This window comes from Streptomyces canus, from assembly GCF_030815415.1.
Lineage (GTDB): Bacteria > Actinomycetota > Actinomycetes > Streptomycetales > Streptomycetaceae > Streptomyces > Streptomyces canus_F.
Genome location: NZ_JAUSWW010000001.1, coordinates 7,226,256 through 7,245,267, shown reverse-complemented (window position 1 = coordinate 7,245,267; position 19,012 = coordinate 7,226,256). Strand labels below are relative to the sequence as shown.

The 19,012-nt window shown below is 70.5% G+C and carries 13 protein-coding genes; 7 read left to right on the top strand and 6 right to left on the bottom strand.

What is annotated here, in order from left to right; translation table 11 throughout:
• Positions 1-17 precede the first annotated feature (17 nt).
• Positions 18-941, top strand: coding sequence for a DMT family transporter (locus QF037_RS33505; protein WP_307031753.1), 924 nt, complete (start codon positions 18-20; stop codon positions 939-941).
• On the opposite strand, the gene QF037_RS33500 is transcribed toward QF037_RS33505, so the two are convergent.
• The gene (locus QF037_RS33500) at positions 929-3,922 is read right to left on the bottom strand and encodes a bifunctional [glutamine synthetase] adenylyltransferase/[glutamine synthetase]-adenylyl-L-tyrosine phosphorylase (RefSeq protein ID WP_307031751.1); all 2,994 of its coding nucleotides are present in this window, start codon (positions 3,920-3,922) and stop codon (positions 929-931) included. The genes QF037_RS33505 and QF037_RS33500 overlap by 13 nt on opposite strands.
• A 236-nt stretch (positions 3,923-4,158) precedes the next feature.
• Between QF037_RS33500 and QF037_RS33495 the strand changes: the two genes are divergently transcribed.
• Positions 4,159-4,671: a pyridoxamine 5'-phosphate oxidase family protein gene (locus tag QF037_RS33495; protein WP_307031750.1), complete on the top strand. Its 513-nt coding sequence runs from the start codon at positions 4,159-4,161 to the stop codon at positions 4,669-4,671.
• Between the two features lie 21 nt (positions 4,672-4,692).
• Positions 4,693-5,127 (top strand): VOC family protein, encoded by a 435-nt coding sequence (locus tag QF037_RS33490; RefSeq protein WP_307031748.1) that lies wholly within the window; start codon positions 4,693-4,695, stop codon positions 5,125-5,127.
• A gap of 272 nt (positions 5,128-5,399) precedes the next feature.
• Here QF037_RS33490 and QF037_RS33485 read toward each other — a convergent pair whose 3' ends face one another.
• Positions 5,400-6,761, bottom strand: coding sequence for a glutamine synthetase family protein (locus tag QF037_RS33485; RefSeq protein ID WP_266830106.1), 1,362 nt, complete (start codon positions 6,759-6,761; stop codon positions 5,400-5,402).
• Positions 6,762-7,112: 351 nt separating this feature from the next.
• Between QF037_RS33485 and QF037_RS33480 the strand changes: the two genes are divergently transcribed.
• The 4 genes from QF037_RS33480 to QF037_RS33465 all read left to right on the top strand — a co-directional run bounded on the left by QF037_RS33480 (position 7,113) and on the right by QF037_RS33465 (position 12,644).
• Positions 7,113-7,772: a DUF3105 domain-containing protein gene (locus QF037_RS33480; RefSeq protein WP_307031745.1), complete on the top strand. Its 660-nt coding sequence runs from the start codon at positions 7,113-7,115 to the stop codon at positions 7,770-7,772.
• Complete coding sequence (locus tag QF037_RS33475) at positions 7,772-8,392, top strand: DUF305 domain-containing protein (RefSeq protein ID WP_307037503.1); 621 nt, start codon at positions 7,772-7,774, stop codon at positions 8,390-8,392. The genes QF037_RS33480 and QF037_RS33475 overlap by 1 nt, the downstream gene beginning before the upstream one ends.
• 184 nt (positions 8,393-8,576) lie before the next feature.
• A complete protein-coding gene (locus QF037_RS33470; RefSeq protein WP_307031743.1) occupies positions 8,577-10,523 on the top strand; it encodes a S53 family peptidase in 1,947 nt (648 codons plus the stop codon).
• Between the two features lie 75 nt (positions 10,524-10,598).
• Positions 10,599-12,644, top strand: a complete 2,046-nt coding sequence (locus QF037_RS33465) for an NAD(+) synthase (protein ID WP_307031740.1) — start codon at positions 10,599-10,601, stop codon at positions 12,642-12,644.
• Positions 12,645-12,668: 24 nt separating this feature from the next.
• On the opposite strand, the gene QF037_RS33460 is transcribed toward QF037_RS33465, so the two are convergent.
• From QF037_RS33460 to QF037_RS33445, 4 genes are all read right to left on the bottom strand, one after another.
• On the bottom strand, positions 12,669-14,393 hold the full coding sequence (locus tag QF037_RS33460) for an ABC transporter permease subunit (protein ID WP_307031738.1): 1,725 nt from the start codon (positions 14,391-14,393) through the stop codon (positions 12,669-12,671).
• Complete coding sequence (locus QF037_RS33455; RefSeq protein ID WP_307031736.1) at positions 14,390-15,904, bottom strand: ABC transporter substrate-binding protein; 1,515 nt, start codon at positions 15,902-15,904, stop codon at positions 14,390-14,392. Before QF037_RS33455 ends, QF037_RS33460 begins: the two co-directional genes overlap by 4 nt.
• Positions 15,905-16,483: 579 nt before the next feature.
• Positions 16,484-17,710: an MFS transporter gene (locus tag QF037_RS33450; protein ID WP_307031734.1), complete on the bottom strand. Its 1,227-nt coding sequence runs from the start codon at positions 17,708-17,710 to the stop codon at positions 16,484-16,486.
• A gap of 86 nt (positions 17,711-17,796) precedes the next feature.
• On the bottom strand, positions 17,797-18,846 hold the full coding sequence (locus QF037_RS33445) for an endonuclease/exonuclease/phosphatase family protein (protein WP_307031732.1): 1,050 nt from the start codon (positions 18,844-18,846) through the stop codon (positions 17,797-17,799).
• Positions 18,847-19,012 lie beyond the last annotated feature (166 nt).

Here is a 19,012-nt window from a genome sequence, read left to right as displayed (position 1 = left end):
TCCCGGACCGTAGAAACATGTCTCCCGCCTCCACGCTCCGCATGGCCGCCCTCGCCCTCCTGTGGGGCTCGGGGTTCCTCTGGATCAAGCTCGCCCTCAACCACGGCCTCTCCCCCGCGCAGATCACCATCGTCCGCTGCGCGCTCGGCACGGCGACCCTGCTGGTACTGGCCCGTGCGGCCGGTCAGCGACTGCCCCGCTCACGGGCCACCTGGGGTCATCTGACCGTGGCCGCACTGTTCTGCAACGCCATCCCGTTCGCCCTGTTCGCGGTGGGTGAGCAGAGCCTCGACTCGGGGATCGCGGGCGTCCTGAACGCCACGACGCCCCTGTGGTCGCTGCTGATCGGCCTGCTCCTCGGCACCGACCGCGGCCTGCGTCCCCTGCGCCTCGCCGGTCTCTTCCTCGGCTTCGCCGGCACGGTCCTGATCTTCGCCCCCTGGCACCGCTCGGGCCTGCTGAGCTGGAGCGCGCTCGCCCTGCTGGGGGCCGCGGCGAGCTATGCCGTGGCGTTCGCGTACATGGCCCGCAAACTCACGGACAAGCAGGCACCGATGGCGATGTCCGCCGCGCAGCTGCTCATGGCGACGGGCTGGACGACACTCTCCCTTCCGCTCGCGGGCCCGGTCGACGCCGATCTGACCGCCCTCCTCGCGGTGACCGCCCTGGGCGTCCTGGGCACGGGCGTGACCTTCTACCTCAACTACCGCCTGATCGCGGACGAGGGCGCGACGACCGCGGCGACGGTGGGTTATCTGCTGCCGGTGGTGTCGGTGGCGCTGGGTGCGGTGCTGTTGGGAGAGGAGGTCGGGATCCGGGTGTTGTTCGGCATGGTGGTCGTACTAGTGGGGGTGGCCATGACGCGCCCCATAGGGGCGCGGGGAACTGCGCGAGCAACCACGACGGCGCCGCAGCCGAAATCGAAGCTCTACGCCCCGTAGAACAACGTCTCCACCACGGCCCGCGCCCGCCGCGCCGTACGCCGATAGTCATCCAGCATGTCCCCCACATGCCCGGGCCCATACCCCAAGTACCGCCCCACCGCTGCCAGTTCACGCGGATCGGTGGGGAAGGTGTCCCCGGCCCTCCCCCGAACCAGCATCACCGCGTTCCGCACCCGAGTCGCCAACACCCAAGCCTCATCCAGGATTTCGGCATCCTCCCCGGTGATGAGCTCCGCGGCGCACGCCGCAGCAAGCGCCTCCCGCGTCCGCGTGGTCCGCAGCCCCGGCTCCGCCCACCCGTGCTGCAACTGCATGAGCTGCACGACCCACTCGACGTCGGACAGCCCGCCCGGCCCCAGCTTGGTGTGCAGCTTCGGGTCGGCGCCGCGGGGCAACCGCTCCGACTCCATCCGCGCCTTGAGCCGCCGAATCTCCCGTACCGCATCGTCACCGAGCCCCTCCGCCGGATACCGCAGCGGATCGATCAGCTCGATGAAACGCCGCCCCAGGTCCTCGTCACCGGCGACCACTTCGGCCCGCAGCAGTGCCTGTGACTCCCAGACCAGAGACCACCGGCGGTAGTACGCCTCGTACGACTTCAACGTCCGTACGAGCGGCCCGGACTTGCCCTCGGGGCGCAGGTCCGCGTCGATCAGCAGGGGCGGATCGGCGCTCGGGAGCCGCAGCAGGCGGCGCATCTCGGAGACGACCTTGTTGGCGGCCTCGGAGGCCGACTGCTCGGGCACGCCGTTGCGCGGCTCGTGGACGAACAGGACGTCCGCGTCGGAGCCGTAGCCGAGTTCGTGACCGCCGAAGCGGCCCATGCCGATGACGGCGAACCGGGTGGGCAGGGTGTCGCCCCAGGTGTCGCGGACCACCGCGCGCAGGGTGCCCGCGAGGGTCGCCGCGTTGAGGTCGGAGACGGCGCCGCCGACCCGGTCCACGAGGGCTCCCTGGTCGGCCTCGGCGGGCTGGGTCTCGGTGCCGTAGGAGCCGACGATGTCGGCGGCGGTGATACGGAACAGCTCGCGGCGGCGTACTCCGCGGGCCGCGGTGACCGCCTGCGTGGCGCCGTCCGCGCGGCTGACCGCGGCGAGGATCTCCTGCTCCAGGCCGGCCCGGCCGCGCGGTTCGAGCCCACCGTCGCTGTCGCCCAGCAGCGCGACGGCTTCCGGTGCGCGCATGAGCAGGTCGGGGGCGAGGCGCCCGGCGGACAGCACGCGGGCGAGGTTCTCGGCGGCGGCGCCCTCGTCGCGCAGCAGCCGCAGATACCAGGGGGTCTTGCCCAACGCGTCCGACACCTTGCGGAAGTTGAGCAGGCCCGCGTCCGGGTCGGCGGAGTCGGCGAACCAACCCAGCAGTACGGGAAGGAGGGTTCGCTGGATCGCGGCCTTGCGGGTGACGCCGGAGGCGAGCGCCTCCAGGTGCCGCAGGGCCGCGGCCGGGTCGACGTACCCGAGGGCGACCAGCCGCTCGCGGGCCGCCTCGGGACGCAACCGGGTCTCGCCGGAGGCGAGTTGGGCCACGGCGTCGAGCAGCGGACGATAGAAGAGCTTCTCGTGCAGTCGCCGTACGACACTGGTGTGCCGCTTCCACTCGCGGTTCAGCTCGACGACCGGATCCGTGCGCAGGCCCAGGGAGCGGCCGATACGGCGCTGGTCTGCGTCGTCCTCGGGGACGAGGTGGGTGCGGCGCAGCCGGTACAACTGGATGCGGTGCTCCATGGAGCGCAGGAAGCGGTAGGCGTCGTCGAGTTGTACCGCGTCGTCCCGGCCGACATAGCCGCCGGCGGCGAGGGCCTGGAGCGCGTCGAGGGTGGTGCCGCTGCGCAGCGAGGCGTCGGCCCGGCCGTGCACCAACTGCAGGAGCTGCACCGCGAATTCGACGTCGCGGAGGCCACCGGGACCCAGCTTCAGCTCGCGCTCGACCTCGGCGACCGGGATGTTCTCGACGACCCGGCGCCGCATCTTCTGCACGTCGGCGACGAAGTTCTCGCGCTCGGCGGCCTTCCAGACGAGGGGTTCCAGCGCGCTGACGTACTCCTCGCCGAGCTCGATGTCCCCGGCGACCGGACGGGCCTTGAGGAGGGCCTGGAACTCCCAGGTCTTGGCCCAGCGCTGGTAGTAGGCGAGGTGGCTGGCGAGCGTCCGCACCAGTGGGCCGTTGCGGCCCTCGGGCCGCAGGTTGGCGTCGACGGGCCAGATCGACCCCTCCACTGTCGTCTCGGAGCAGATCCGCATCATGTGCGAGGCGAGCTTGGTGGCGGACCGCAGGGCCTTGCCCTCGTCGGCCCCCTCGACGGCCTCGCCGACGAAGATGACATCGACGTCGGACACGTAATTGAGCTCATGGCCACCGCACTTGCCCATCGCGATGACAGCGAGCCGGCACAGCGCGGCGTCGTCGGGGGCGGCGGCCCGGGCGATGGCGAGGGCGGCGCGCAGGGTCGCGGTGGCGAGGTCGGCGAGCTCGGCGGCGGTCTCGGCGATGTCGGTGGTGCCGCACACGTCACGGGCGGCGATGGACAGCAGACAGCGCCGGTAGGCGACGCGCAGGGAGACCGGGTCGTCGGCTTCGGCGAGCCCGCGCTCGAACTCCTCCACGCCGGGGTGCAGATCGCGCGGTTCGTACATGACGAGCGCCTGCCAGTCCCCGGCGTGCCGGGCCAGATGCTCGGCGAGCGCGGCGGACGCCCCCAGCACACCCAGCAGACGGTCACGCAACGGCTTGGCCGCTATCACCGTGTCCAGCAGCTCCCTGCGCGCGGCGGGGGCGGGCTGTGCCTCCAGCAGCCGTACGAGGCCGTGCAGCGCGAGATCGGGGTCCGCGGTGGCGCCGAGGGCTTCCAGCAGCACGGGATCATTGCGTACGCCGGTCAGCTCCGGGCCGTCCAGCAGCCGCTCGGCAGCCGAGGGATCGGTGAACCCGTGCCGCAGCAGCCGACTGAAGGTACTGCTCCTGCGCCCCGGCGCCGTCATCCTCGGCCTCCTCCGATCAAGGTCATACGTGCCTGAGCCTAACCGGAGAGGGTGAGAGAAGCGCCGGGACGGATCGAGCGGGTGAGACGGGCCGGTCCCGGGGGGCGAGGGCGGGGAATGGGCGCGGGGCGCCGGGGCGGGGAAGCGACCGGACGCCGGGGCGTCAGGCTGTGACCGATGAGTTCCGGTCGCCCGGCGGGTCTGTCCTGCGAGGCAACACGTCTGGAGGCCCGCCCATGACCGACAAGCAACCCCGCGCCCGTCTCGACACCCGCTACAGCGACGGTACGGCCACCGCGGCCGACTGGTCCGATGCGCTGAAGATCCTCGCCGGGGCCGAGCTGTTCTGGATCTCCACGGTCCGGCCGGACGGGCGACCGCACGTGACCCCGCTGCCCGCGGTCTGGTCAGGCGGCGCGCTGCACTTCTGCACGGGTCCACAGGAGCGCAAGGCCCGCAATCTCGCGGCGAACCCGCACGTCGTGCTGACGACCGGCGCCAACACCTGGAACGAGGGCTACGACCTCGTCGTGGAGGGCGAGGCGGTGCGCGTCGTCGATGACGGGCGGCTGCGGGAGCTGGCGGCCGCGTGGGAGGAGAAGTACGGCGAGTTCTGGCGCTTCGAGGTACGGAACGGCGGCTTCCACCACGGTGCCGGGCACGCTTTCGTCTTCTCGGTGGCGCCGCGCACCGTTTTCGGCTTCGGTAAGGGGGAGCCGTTCAGCCAGACCCGCTGGCGGTTCGACTGACGTGACAAGGGAGTCAACGCCATGGACATGTCCCTCGAAGTGATCCTGCTGCCGGTTTCCGATGTGGATCGAGCCAAGGAGTTCTATCAGGACAAGGTCGGTTTCCACGTGGACCTCGACGGCGAGGTGATGGAGGGCGTACGGATCGTCCAGCTGACCCCGCCGGGCTCGGGCTGTTCCATCGCCCTGGTCGACGGTCTCCAGGTCCCCACGGGCACACCGCAGCCGGGCACGTACCACGGCATGCAGCTGTGCGTCACGGACGCGAAGGCGGCATACGAGGAGCTGACGGCGCGCGGGCTCGACGTCAGCGAGCCAGTGCAGTTCGCCCCGCAGGACGGCGCCACCTTCATGTACTTCAAGGACCCGGACGGCAACGGCTGGGCGATCCAGGAGTACAAGCGCCGCGAGACGGAGCCGCTGCACCAGGTGCTGGCGAAGCTGGCAGGCAACTAGCGCACGTGTGGGGGCCGGGCCGGCCCGCGCCCCCGTCGTCACGCCCTGGAGGTCTGCGTCGCGCAGTTGAGAAGCGCCCGACGGTGCCGACCAGAACCGCCGCGGCCGCGCCGACGAGCCCCACCCTTGCGCGAGTTCGCATGCGATCGCTCCTTGATCACTGACTGATGTGGCGCGATCATGTCACGGCTTGGGATGTTCTCGGCAGGTATTTGCGGACACGCGAAAGGGCCGACGGTCCATGACCGCCGGCCCTTCCTGTGTATACGTGCCTACAGCACCGGCAGGTTCTTCCGCAGCTCGAACGCGGTGACCTCGGAGCGGTACTCCTCCCACTCCTGGCGCTTGTTCCGGAGGAAGAAGTCGAAGACGTGCTCGCCCAGCGTCTCGGCGACCAGGTCGCTGCGCTCCATGAGGGTCAGGGCCTCGCCGAGGTTCTGCGGGAGGGGCTCGATGCCCATCGCGCGGCGCTCGGCGTCGGAGAGGGCCCAGACGTCGTCCTCGGCGCCCGGCGGGAGCTCGTAGCCCTCCTCGATGCCCTTGAGGCCGGCGGCCAGCAGGACGGCGTACGCCAGGTACGGGTTGGCGCCGGAGTCGATCGAGCGGACTTCGATGCGGGCGGAGCCGGTCTTGCCGGGCTTGTACATGGGGACGCGGACCAGGGCCGAGCGGTTGTTGTGGCCCCAGCAGATGTACGAGGGGGCCTCGCCGCCGGCGCCCGCCGTGCGCTCCGAGCCGCCCCAGATGCGCTTGTAGGAGTTGACCCACTGGTTGGTGACCGCGGAGATCTCCGCGGAGTGCTTCAGCAGGCCCGCGATGAAGGAGCGGCCGACCTTGGAGAGCTGGTACTCCGAGCCCGACTCGTAGAACGCGTTGCGGTCGCCCTCGAAGAGGGACAGGTGCGTGTGCATCCCGGACCCCGGGTGCTCACTGAACGGCTTCGGCATGAACGTCGCCTGGACGCCCTGCTCCAGCGCCACCTGCTTCATGACCAGGCGGAACGTCATGATGTTGTCCGCCGTCGAGAGCGCGTCGGCGTAGCGGAGGTCGATCTCCTGCTGGCCGGGGGCGCCCTCGTGGTGGGAGAACTCCACCGAGATGCCCATCGACTCCAGCATGGTGATCGCCTGGCGGCGGAAGTCCATGCCGATGTTCTGCGGGGTGTGGTCGAAGTAGCCCGAGTTGTCGGCCGGCGTGGGACGGGTGCCGTCCAGCGGCTTGTCCTTCAGCAGGAAGAACTCGATCTCGGGGTGGGTGTAGAAGGTGAAGCCCAGGTCCGAGGTGCGGGCCAGCGCGCGCTTGAGCACGTAACGCGGGTCCGCGAAGGACGGCGAGCCGTCCGGCATGAGGATGTCGCAGAACATCCGGGCCGTACCGGGCGCCTCGGCGCGCCACGGCAGGATCTGGAAGGTCGACGGGTCCGGCTTGGCGATCATGTCGGACTCGTAGACCCGGGCGAAGCCCTCGATCGCGGAGCCGTCGAACCCGATGCCCTCGTCGAATGCCTGTTCCAGTTCGGCCGGGGCCACGGCGACGGACTTGAGGAAGCCCAGCACGTCCGTGAACCACAGGCGTACGAACCGGATGTCGCGCTCCTCCAACGTCCGGAGCACGAATTCCTGCTGCTTGTCCATCTTCAGCTTCCCCATCCTTGCTGGTCAGGCCACCTGTCTGCGGTCCCGCGCGAGACGGTCGGGCACCTGAGCATCCCACCACAACACCATTTCATCCGTGTTGCGGACCATGATCGGCGGGCCGACCTCCGGGCGAACGCCTCACGTACGGCAGGTGTACTGTTCTGCCGCCCATCTTGCCTGCTCGGACCCGTATAAGTAATGCCGGGCGTGTCGGAACCTGCGCGGACCCGGATCTCCGCGGGCGCCCGGTCTTCGGCCATTCCTGTGCCCTCCCTTTCTGGAGACACCTCCTTCCCCATTACGATCAGCGGACCCGACCGGCCCTCCTAACCCAGAAGGACACACCCCATGGGTTCCGCCAAGAACAAGAACTCCGCCGAGCGCCAGGCTCGAATAGCGGAGATGCGGCGTGCCGAACAGGCCCGCGAACGCCGTAACCGGCTCCTCACGATCGGGGCGAGCGTGGCCGTCGTCACCGCTCTCGTCGTGGGCGGCGTCGTGCTCGTGCGGTCGCAGGACGACGGCGGCGGCACGACGGCCGACTCCAGCAACCCGGGTCACTGGACCACGGGCAAGGACGGGGTGAAGACGTGGTCGTCCAAGCTCTCCCAGACCCACGTCACCAAGACCGTGAAGTACCCGATGACGCCCCCGGCCGGCGGTGACCACGACGCCCGCTGGATGAACTGCAACGGCGACGTCTACACCAAGGAACTCAACAACATGAACGCCGTGCACTCGCTGGAGCACGGTTCGGTCTGGGTGACGTACACCTCCAAGGCCAAGAAGGCCGACATCGACGCGCTGGCCGCGAAGGTGAAGAAGACGCCGTACACGCTGATGAGCCCGTACGAGAAGCAGGCCGCCCCGATCATGCTGACGGCGTGGGGCCACCAGCGGACGGTGACGAGCGCGAGCGACCCGAACGTCGACAAGTTCTTCGAGACGTACGTCCAGGGTGAGCAGACTCCGGAGAAGGGTGCGACGTGCCAGGGCGGTCTGTCGTAGTGAGGAAGGCCGGCTGGATCGCCTCGGGCGCGGCGGCGGTGCTCGTCGCGACCGGGGGGATCACCTACGCCGTCACCCAGGGCGACGGCTCCGCCGACACCCCGTCCGCGGACTCCGCGGACGCCGGGTTCGCGCGGGACATGGCGGTGCACCACCAGCAGGCGGTGGAGATGTCGTTCATCGTCCGCGACCGTACGAAGGACGAGGACGTACGGCTGCTCGCGTACGACATCGCGCAGACGCAGGCCAACCAGCGCGGCATGCTGCTGGGGTGGCTCGATCTGTGGAACCTGCCGAAGGTGTCGTCGAAGCCGCCGATGACCTGGATGGACATGGGCGGCATGGCCTCCGGCGAGGACGGCGCGCTGATGCCGGGCATGGCGACCAACACGGAGATGGAGAAGCTGAGGAAGCTCAGCGGCAAGCAGGCCGAGATCTTCTATCTCCAGCTCATGACCGACCACCACAAGGGCGGCATCCACATGGCCGAGGGCTGTGTCGAGCGCTGCGAGGTGAAGGTGGAGAAGGACATCGCACAGGGCATGGTCAACGCGCAGGAGTCGGAGATCGGTCTGATGTCGGACATGCTGAAGGAGCGCGGCGCGAAACCGCGTTCCTAGAGGGCCGCAGAGGGCCTTAGAGGGTTAACCCTCGGTTCTCGGAGCGTCTTAACCCTCAAATGGCCTTGTCATTAGGTTAATTGGGGTCCTCTTGGGACTCGTATTCCCCTGGCATGAACGGTTCATCGAAAGAGTGGCCACCGTCGAGTGATCCACTCGAGACGAACCGCATACAGGGGGTTCCATGAGATCCAACCGCGCCACTCTGCGTGCCGGTGTGAGCATGGCAGCGACACTGCCCATGATCGCCGGCGCGCTGGCGCTCGGCATACCCGCGGCGCACGCCGCGGACGGCCCGGCCCGGGACACGCTGGCCGGGACCAGGCCCGCGTGGGCCACGGCCAAGGCCGACAAGGGCGCTACCGCCGACAGTTCACAGGTCTCCGCCCGGGTCTACCTCGCCGGCCGGGACGCGACCGGCCTCGCCGCGTACGCGAAGTCCGTGTCCGACCCGGCTTCGGCGTCGTACGGCAAGTACCTGAGCGCCCAGCAGGCGCAGGCCCGCTTCGGCGCCACGAAGGCCCAGGTGGCCGCGGTGAAGTCGTGGCTGGCGTCCGCGGGCCTGAAGGTCACCGGTGTCACGCGGCACTACGTCTCCGTCTCCGGTGACGTGGCCGCCGCCGAGAAGGCCTTCGGCACCCAGCTGCACAACTACGCCAAGGGCTCCAAGACCTACCGCGCCCCGTCGAGGACGGCCTCCGCACCGGAGAGCCTGGACGGCGCCGTGCTGACCGTCACCGGCCTGGACAATGCCCCGCACAAGGCGAGCCACAAGGACCAACTGCCCGGTCCGGGCGCCGTGTTCAAGAACTCGGGGCCGTTCTCGTCGTACTACGGCTCCAACACCGCGAGCACCCTGCCCGACGCGTACGGCGGCAAGATCCCGTACGCCATCAAGGGCTACACGGGCAAGCAGCTGCGGGCCGCGTACGGCGCGGGCTCGTACACGGGCAAGGGGGTGCGCGTCGCCATCACCGACGCGTTCGCCTCGCCGACCATCGCCTTCGACGCGCAGACCTACGCGAAGAAGCACGGCGACCCCGCCTGGAAGACCGGCCAGCTGTCCCAGGTGCTGCCCAAGAACTACAGGTACACCGGCGCCGACGAGTGCGACGCCTCCGGCTGGTACGGCGAGGAGACCCTCGACGTCGAGGCCGTGCACGCGGTCGCGCCGGACGCGAACGTCACCTACGTGGGCGCCTCGTCCTGCATGGACGACGACCTGCTGGACTCCCTCAGCAAGATCGTCGACAAGCACCTGGCCGACCTCGTCTCCAACTCCTGGGGTGACATCGAGGCCAACCAGACGCCGGACCTCGCGGCCGCCTACGACCAGGTCTTCCAGTTCGGCGCGGTCGAGGGCATCGGCTTCTACTTCTCCTCCGGTGACAACGGCGACGAGGTCGCCAACACCGGGACGAAGCAGGTCGACACCCCGGCCAACTCGGCGTGGGTGACGGCGGTCGGCGGTACCTCCCTGGCCGTCGGCAAGGGCGACAAGTACCTGTGGGAGACCGGCTGGGGCACCGAGAAGGCCACGCTGTCCGCGGACGGCAAGAGCTGGACGAACTTCCCCGGCGCGTTCACCTCCGGTGCGGGCGGCGGCACCAGCAAGACGGTCGCCGAGCCCTTCTACCAGAAGGGTGTCGTCCCGGACGCGCTCGCCAAGGCCAACAACGCCGCCGGCAACCGCGTCGTCCCGGACATCTCCGCGATCGCCGACCCGAACACCGGCTTCCTGGTCGGCCAGACGCAGACCCAGGCGGACGGCTCCGAGTCGTACAGCGAGTACCGCATCGGCGGCACCTCGCTGGCCTCGCCGGTCATCGCGGCCGTCCAGGCCCTCGCCCAGGAGGCGCGCGGCGGCAAGGCGATCGGCTTCGCCAACCCGTCGATCTACGCCAAGTACGGCACGATGGCCTATCACGACGTCACCGACAACCCGACGGGCAGCCAACTGGCCGTCGCGCGCGTGGACTTCGTGAACGGCTACGACGCCACGGACGGTCTGACCACGTCGGTCCGCTCCCTCGGCAAGGACAGCTCGCTGTCCGCCGTGAAGGGCTACGACGACGTCACGGGCGTGGGCACGCCCGCGAACGGCTACGTCGAATCGTTCCGCCGCCACTGACACCGACAGGGTGGCGTGAGGTGCTCCCTACCTCACGCCACCCCATCGCGTCGCTCTGACGATTACACTGATCCCGTGCCTCCACTGAACTTCTGGTCGATCTATCAGCACGGGTTCGCACGCGTGGCCGCCTGTACGGGCCACACCGTCATCGCCGACCCGCCCGCCAACGCCGAATCGGTCCTGCGGCACGCACGCCGGTGCGCCGAGGAGGGCGTCGCCGTCGCGGCCTTCCCCGAGATGGTCCTGTGCGGCTACTCCATCGAGGACCTGCTGCTCCAGGACGCACTGCTCGACGAGGTCGAGGCGGCCCTCGCGACCGTGGTGACCGGGTCGGCCGACCTGCTGCCGATCCTCGTCGTCGGCGCCCCGCTGCGGCACCGCAACCGGATCTACAACTGCGCGGTGATCATCCACCGCGGCCGGATCCTCGGCGTCGCGCCCAAGTCGTACCCCCCGAACTACCGCGAGTTCTACGAGCGTCGCCAGATCGCCGACGGCTCCGACGAGCGCGGCGGGACGATCCGGGTCGGCGGCGCATCCGTACCGTTCGGCGTGGACCTGCTCTTCGAGGCGGCGGACGTCCCCGGTCTCGTGCTCTTCGCCGAGATCTGCGAGGACATGTGGGTCCCGGTGCCGCCCAGCGCGGAGGCCGCCCTCGCCGGTGCGACCCTCCTCGTCAACCTCTCCGGCAGCCCGATCACGGTCGGCCGCGCCGAGGACCGCAAGCTGCTGTGCCGCTCGGCGTCCTCCCGCTGCCTCGCCGCGTACGTCTACGCGGCGGCCGGCCTGGGCGAGTCGACCACGGACCTGTCCTGGGACGGCCAGACGATGATCTACGAGAACGGTGTCCTGCTCGCCGAGAGCGAGCGGTTCCCGCTCGGCGACACGTACGCGATCGCCGACGTGGACCTCGACCTGCTGCGCCAGGAGCGGCAGCGGATGGGCACGTTCGACGACAACCGCCGTACCCACAGGGCCCGGACGGCCGACTTCCGAACGGTCTCCTTCGAACTCGCCCCACCCCTCACCGACCTGGGACTGCGCCGTCACCTGGAGCGCTTCCCGTTCGTGCCGGCCGACGCCGACCGTCTCGCCCAGGACTGCTACGAGGCCTACAACATCCAGGTCGAGGGCCTCCAGCAGCGCCTCGCCGCGATCGGCGGCCCGAAGGTCGTCATCGGGGTGTCCGGCGGCCTCGACTCCACGCACGCCCTGATCGTCGCCGCCCGCGCGATGGACCGCGCGGGGCGCCCGCGCAGCGACATCCTGGCCTGGACCCTGCCCGGCTTCGCCACCAGCGACCACACCAAGGACAACGCCCACGCCCTGATGCGCTCGCTCGGCGTCACCGCGGCCGAGCTGGACATCACGCCCACCGCGCGTCTGATGCTCAAGGAGATGGGCCACCCGTTCGCCTCCGGCGAGCCGGTGTACGACGTCACCTTCGAGAACGTGCAGGCCGGCCTGCGCACCGACTACCTCTTCCGGCTCGCCAACCACCACAACGGCATCGTGCTCGGCACCGGCGACCTGTCGGAGCTGGCGCTGGGCTGGTCCACGTACGGCGTGGGCGACCAGATGAGCCACTACAACGTCAACTCCGGTGTACCGAAGACGCTGATCCAGCATCTGATCCGGTGGGTCATCAGCAGCGGGCAGTTCGACGACGGGACCGGCAAGATCCTCTCCGCGATCCTCGACACGGAGATCAGCCCGGAACTGGTACCGGGTGAGGAGATGCAGTCCACCGAGTCCAAGATCGGCCCGTACGCGCTGCACGACTTCACCCTGTTCCACGTACTGCGCTACGGGTTCCGACCCTCGAAGATCGCGTTCCTGACCTGGCACGCCTGGCACGACGCGACCGGCGGCGCCTGGCCGCCGGGCTTCCCCGCGGAGAAGCGGGGGTCCTACGACCTGGCGGAGATCCACAAGTGGCTGGAGGTCTTCTGCCGCCGCTTCTTCGCGTTCGCCCAGTTCAAGCGATCGGCGATGCCGAACGGTCCGAAGGTGTCGGCAGGCGGTTCACTGTCGCCCCGAGGTGACTGGCGCGCACCGTCGGACAGCTCGGCAAAGGCCTGGCTGCGAGACCTGGAGCGGTTCGACCTGCCGGGCTGACCTGCCCGGTCCGGCATCCGACGGTCACCGTCTGCGCCCGTACGCCGACGCCGACACCGCCAGCACCGACAGCAGCACCAGCGCCCCCGCCGGCCCCAGCACCGTCCACGGCGCCAGCTCCACATACGGCTGGTTCTCCGACAGCAGCCGCCCCCACTCCGGGGTCGGCGGCTGTTCGCCGAGACCCAGGAAGCCGAGCGAGGCCAGGACGAGGACTGTGGTCGGCAGGCGCAGGAGGGCGTTGCGCAGAACGCCCGGGAGCGCCGCGGGGACGTAGTGGTGGCGGAGCAGATAGCGCGGACCGGCGCCGAAGGACAAGGACGCCAGCAGGTGGCCGCTCGCCCGTTCCTCCTCGATGAGCGCCGCGGTCTGGGCGGCGTACGGGCTCCAGCCGACCAGGCACACCGCGAGGGCCGCGCCCCAGACCGACGGCCCGGTCACCGCGGTCGTCAGGAGTCCGGCGAGGACGGCCGGCAGGGTCGAGACCACCTCGGTCAGGCCGGTGCCGACCCGGGTGGCCGTGCCGAGCAGAAGGCCGGTCACGACACTCACGGCGGTCACCGCGAGGGCCACCCCGGCGGTGCGCAGCGCTCCGTGGCCGAGGCGGGCCAGCAGGTCGCGGCCGAGGGCGTCGGTGCCCAGCGGGTGGGTGAGGGAGGGCGACAGCAGCCGGGCGGTGGTGTCGACGTGCAGCGGGTCGCGCAGCAGGCCCGCCACCAGCAGCGTCAGCAGAACGGCCGTACAGAGCCCGGCGATCCAGGGCAGCGAGCGCGGCCGCCGGAGCACGGGCACCGTGAGCGCGGGCAGGGCTCCGTCGCGCAGGGCGGGGCCGAGGAGGGCGCGGCGCAGGGCCTGCACGATGAGGCCGGCGGTGACGCCGAGCGCGATCAGGACGAGGGTCGCGGACTGCAGCAGCGGGAGGTCCTGGGCCCTGGCCGCGTCCAGGGCCAGGCGGCCGAGGCCGGGAATGTTGAAGATCTGCTCCACGGCGACCGCTCCGCCGACCAACGCCACGACGGTCGGCAGGAGTTGCGGCAGCACCCCGGACAGGGCGCGGCGCAGCGCGGTGCGGGCGATGGCGCCGGACGGGAGTCCGGAGGCGTACCAGGTGCGCGCCCAGGGTTCCTGGAAGGCGGCGGGCAGCGCCCGGTCCAGGAGCCCGCCGATCATCGCCCCGGACGGCACGCCGAGGGCGAGCGCGGGCAGCACCATCGCCTGCGGCCCCTCCCACCCACTGGACGGGAACCAGCCCAGCCACACCCCGAAGACGGTGGCGAGTACGGAGGCGAGCAGGAACTTGGGCAGCGCGGCCAGGACAGCCGCTCCGGCACCGGTCCGCGCCTTCCGCAACCGCCGCCGGGAACCGAGAGACACGGTCCGCGCGCAGATCAGCGCGGCCACCGCGGCCGTGACCACGAGCGCACCGACCATCAACGTGACGGACACCGCGAAGGCGGTGCTCAGCTGCGCCCCGACGGGTTCACCGGACACCCACGACGCCCCCGCGTCCCCGCGCACCAGCCCGCCCAGCCAGTCGACAAGATGGGCCAACGGTCCGTCGTCCAGACCGAGTTGTTCGCGTACGGCGGCCAGTTGGGCCGGCGTCGGGTCCTGCTCGGCGGAGCGGGCCCGCAGCACCGTCAGCGCGGGGTCGGTCCGGGACAGCCAGGGCAGCAGGGCGACTGCCGTGAGCAGCGCGGCGCCGGCGACCAGGCGGCCGCCGGCGGTGCGAAGGCGACCGTCTCTCACTTCAGGCGCGTGTCGAGGTCGACCAGCGAGCGCTCGCGCGGGTCCAGGAGTACGCCCTCGACGTCGGTGGCGATGCCCTGCACGGCCTGCTCGTGGACCAGCGGCACGACGGCGTCGGTGCGTAGGATCTCCGCCTCGGCCCGCATGACCTTCTGCTGCCGCGCGGCCGCGTCACCCTCCACAGCAGCTGCCTTGATGGCCTGGTCGACCTTGGTGTCCTTCAGCCCGGCGATGTTGTACACACCGTCACTCGTGAAGTCACTGGAGAGATAGGCGACCGCGTCACCGGTGTCGAGCAGCGTCACACGGGAGAAGACGAGGGCGTCGTACTTGCCCGCGAGCAGATCGGCCTCCATCTGCGTGTACTCGCGCACATCCTGCTTCACGGTGAACCCGGCCTTCTCCAGCTGCTGCTGGAGCACGCTCGCGGCCTCGGGAAGCTCGGAACGGTTGGTGTAGGTGGCCAGGCGCAGGGTCCTGCCCACGGCCTCGCCCTCCACTTGAGCGACCGTGGCGGCATCGACCCGGCCGCTCACCTCCACCCGCTTGTCGGCGGCCCAGGAGACGGCCGGACCGAACAGTCCCTGGGCGGGATCGGCGTACCCGCCGAAGACGGAGTCGACGAGGGCGGACCCGTCCACGGCCGCACGGGCAGCCGCCCGCAGCGAGGCGTCGGTGAACATGCCGCTGCCGGTGTTGAGGATCAGGCTGTCGGTCCGCACGGAGGGCACCTCGTGCCGGGTGTCCTCGTCGAGGAGCTTCGCCTGGGCGGTGGGGATCCACTCGGCGATGTCGACATCACCACCGCGCAGCGCATTGGCACGGGCGGTGCCGTCGGCGATCCAGGTCACGTCGATGCCGGACGCCTTGGCCTTGCCGCCCCAGTAGCCGTCGTACCGATCGAGGGCGGCCTTGGTCTTGCCGGTGAGCCCGGTGATCTCGAAGGGCCCGGTTCCCGTGCCGACAGGGCTGACGCTGCCGTCCTTCGCATACGCCTTCGCGGCGAGGATCCCGAGGGCAGGGCTGGCGAGCCGCAGCGGGAGCACCGGATCGGCGTTCTTGGTGCTGATCGTGACGGTGTCGGCGTCCTCTGCCTTGACCGTCAGGGTCACGTCGCTCAGGACGCGGGGCTTGGTCTCCGCCTCACCGGCATGGTCGAGGGCGTTGACGACCGACTCGGCAGTGACCTCGGTGCCGTCCTGGAAGGTGGCCTGACGAAGCTCGAAGACCCAGGTGGTGGCGTTCTTCTGCTTCCAGGACCTGGCCAGCGCGGGCACGGCGACCCCGTCCTCGTCCAGCGCGGTGAGCCCCTCGGCCACGGAGAGCTTGCTCAGCACGGTCGCGTCATTGCTGTACGGCGACAGCGCCTGCACCGGCGGCACCGCGAGAGCGACCTTCAACCGAGCACCGGAGCCGCCCGCGTCCGATCCGTCCTCACCGGACACAAAACATCCGGCCAGCAAAGGAGCGAGAGCAAGCACCGCGAACAGACGGCGAGGGGTGGGGCGCATGGGGGGTTCCTGTCGTACGGGAGAAATTCACGCCCCGCACACCGGACCCGGCAGCAAGGACCCCGCCACCTTATAAGGCAAGCCTTACCGAACTCTCACCGGGTAGATGAATCCTCAACGACCGAGACCACCCACCTCGGACGGGACGCCCCCACACCGAAGCACCGCCCCCAGACGGGACGCACCCACACCGAGGCACCGCCCCCAGACGGGACGCACCCGCACCGCCGCACCGCCCCCAGGCGGCACGAGCCCGCGCCTGCGCACCGCCCCCAGGCGGGGACGCACCCGCACCGCCGCACTGTCCCCAGGCGGGACGTACCCGCAGCGGCGCACTGGCGCACCGTCCCCAGGCGGGACGGGCCCGCGCCTGCGCAACGGCGAGAAGGGGACGTACCGGGGGGGTGTCCGCCCGCAGCGTCGGGCGACCGACCAAGAGCACATCCCCAGCCCACAGCACCGCCCGACCGAGGACGGACACCCCCCGGTGCGGCACCGACCCCCAACGACGAGCAGTGCGCAACGCGAACCCCCACCGAAGCCGCCACGGGCCGCCGCAGGCATCGCACGCCCGCCCCCTCAGACCCGCACAGCCTCCCCCCGCTCAGGCACATGAGACGCAACCAGCCGCTCCCGCCCACTCCCCGGCACAACCACCCGCCGCCGATCCACGACAGAGGCGGCCCCGGCCACCCCCAGCCCCAGCACCGCGAGCACCGCACCCGCGACCGCCGGAGACGTCACCCCGAAGCCCGCGGCCAACGCGAGCCCACCGATCCACGCACCCCCGGCGTTCGCCAGGTTGAAGGCGGCCTGATTGGCGGACGAGGCCAAGGACGGCGCCGACGAGGCCTTCTCCATCACCATCAGCTGAAGCGGCGACCCCGTGACAAAGGCGGCCACACCGAGCAGCACCACGGCCACCCCGGCACTCCACTGCGCACCCATCAGAACCGGGAACAGAGCCAGCACCACAACCAGCGAGACCAGCCCCCCGAACAGCGTCCCCCGCATCGCGTGATCGGCCAGCCGCCCGCCCACCAGGTTCCCCACCGTCGCCCCGACCCCGAACAGCGCGAGCAGCAGCGTCACACTCCCGTCGGCGAACCCGGCGGAGTCGGTGAGCATCGGCGTGACGTAGCTGTACGCGGCGAACAGCGCCCCGAAGCCCGCGACGGTCGTACCGAGCGCCAGCCAGACGGGAAGCGACTTCAGCGCCGCGAGCTCACCACGCAGCCCGGCACCGGAGCCCGCGACCCCCCGGTCGTGCGGGATCAGCGAGGCGAGGGCCGCGATCGCGGCCAGCCCGATCGCGCTGACACCGAGGAACGTGGCCCGCCACCCGAGGTGCTGCCCCATGAGCGTGGCGACGGGCACGCCGGCGACGTTGGCGACGGTGAGACCGAGGAACATCAGGGACACGGACCGCGCCTTGCGCTCCGGCGCGACCATGCTCGTGGCGACGACGGCACCGACACCGAAGAAGGCACCGTGCGGCAGACCGCTCAGGAACCGGGCGGCGAGCAGCCAGTGGTAGTCGGCGGCGAAGGCGGAGGCCGCGTTGCCGACGATGAACAGCGCCATCAGCCCGATCAGGACCGTACGACGGGACATCCGCGCGGTCACGGCGGCCAGCAGCGGGGCGCCGATCACGACACCCAGTGCGTACGCCGAGACCAGGTGCCCGGCGGTGGGGATGGCGATGTGGAGATCGTCCGCGACCTCGGGCAGCAGCCCCATCATCACGAATTCGGTGGTGCCGATGCCGAAGGCGCCGACGGCCAGGGCGAGCAGGGCCAGGGGCATGACGTGCCTGTGCCTTTCGAAGGTAGTTCCGCGGTGCTTATGTTCACCTGCGGAACAAAGCCTCTCGGGCTCAGTATTCCATGCGGTCAGGAAGAGGTGTCGACCTTCACACGGGCAGCCAGCGGAAGGTGGTCGCTCCCCGTCCCCGGCAGCGTCCACGAGCTCTCCGGCTCGACACCCTTCACCAGGATCTGGTCGATCCGCGCCATCGGGAACGACGCCGGCCAGCTGAACCCGAACCCGCTGCCGGCCGCGCCCTGCGTGGAGCGCATCTGGGAGGTGACGGCGTTCAGGGCGCGGTCGTTCATCGTGCCATTGAGGTCGCCGAGCAGCACGATCCGCTGCAACGGCTCGTCGGCGATGGCCTCACCGAGCGCGTCGGCGCTCTTGTCCCGCTGCCGGGCCGTGAACCCGGCCTCCATCTTCACGCGGACCGACGGCAGGTGGGCGACGTAGACCGCGAGCTGCCCCTCGGGCGTGGCCACCGTGGCGCGCATGGCGCGCGTCCAGCCCAGCTTGATGTCGACGGGCCCGACGCCGGTCAGCGGGTACTTGCTCCACAGCCCGACGGTGCCCTGCACCGAGTGGTACTTGTACGTCGCCGCCAGCGCCTTCTCGTACGTCGGCACCGCGCCCGCGGTCAGCTCCTCCAGCGCCACCACGTCCGCCCCGGACGCGGCCACGTCACGGGCGGTGCCGGACGGGTCGGGGTTGTCGGCGTTGACGTTGTGCGTGGCCACCGTGAGATCGCCGCCGGAGCCCGTCTTGTCGGTGAGCAGACCGCCGAAGAGGTTGAGCCAGACGACCGCCGGGAGCACCACGGCGATCAGGGCGGTCGCCGACTTGCGTACGACGCCGAGGACCAGCAGCACCGGCACGAAGAGGCCCAGCCAGGGCAGGAAGGTCTCGATCAGGCTGCCGAGGTTGCCGATGCGGTTGGGGATGCGCGAGTGCACCAGCATCACCAGCGCGAGGAGCACCGCCAGCGCGGCGACGACCAGGCCGCGGCGCCAGATTCTCGGGTCGCCGCTCCATCCGGTGAGCAGCCGGTCGAGCAGGCGCCGGAACCTGGAGCTCTGGCGCTCGGGTCCCGAGCCGCCGTTGTCCGTCTCCTCCATGTACGCCTGCTGCGCCATACCGCGTCGCCTCACTGCCCGCCGTGCATCCGTCCGTCCCCCCGTGTCTCAAGACCCTAGGGGATGATCGGTTCCGTTCTCGCCGTCCGATGACGGCCGTACCCGTACGAGCACGAACAAGTCGGTGCCGTCAGTTCCGTACACGAAGACAGAAAGCGCCCTCTGT

Coding starts and splice junctions, on each gene's coding strand:
- QF037_RS33505 (WP_307031753.1), top strand. CDS start 18: ATGTCTCCCGCCTCCACGCTCCGCATGGCCGCCCTCGCCCTCCTGTGG.
- QF037_RS33500 (WP_307031751.1), bottom strand. CDS start 3,922: ATGACGGCGCCGGGGCGCAGGAGCAGTACCTTCAGTCGGCTGCTGCGG.
- QF037_RS33495 (WP_307031750.1), top strand. CDS start 4,159: ATGACCGACAAGCAACCCCGCGCCCGTCTCGACACCCGCTACAGCGAC.
- QF037_RS33490 (WP_307031748.1), top strand. CDS start 4,693: ATGGACATGTCCCTCGAAGTGATCCTGCTGCCGGTTTCCGATGTGGAT.
- QF037_RS33485 (WP_266830106.1), bottom strand. CDS start 6,761: ATGGACAAGCAGCAGGAATTCGTGCTCCGGACGTTGGAGGAGCGCGAC.
- QF037_RS33480 (WP_307031745.1), top strand. CDS start 7,113: ATGGGTTCCGCCAAGAACAAGAACTCCGCCGAGCGCCAGGCTCGAATA.
- QF037_RS33470 (WP_307031743.1), top strand. CDS start 8,577: ATGAGATCCAACCGCGCCACTCTGCGTGCCGGTGTGAGCATGGCAGCG.
- QF037_RS33455 (WP_307031736.1), bottom strand. CDS start 15,904: ATGCGCCCCACCCCTCGCCGTCTGTTCGCGGTGCTTGCTCTCGCTCCT.
- QF037_RS33450 (WP_307031734.1), bottom strand. CDS start 17,710: ATGCCCCTGGCCCTGCTCGCCCTGGCCGTCGGCGCCTTCGGCATCGGC.
- QF037_RS33445 (WP_307031732.1), bottom strand. CDS start 18,846: ATGGCGCAGCAGGCGTACATGGAGGAGACGGACAACGGCGGCTCGGGA.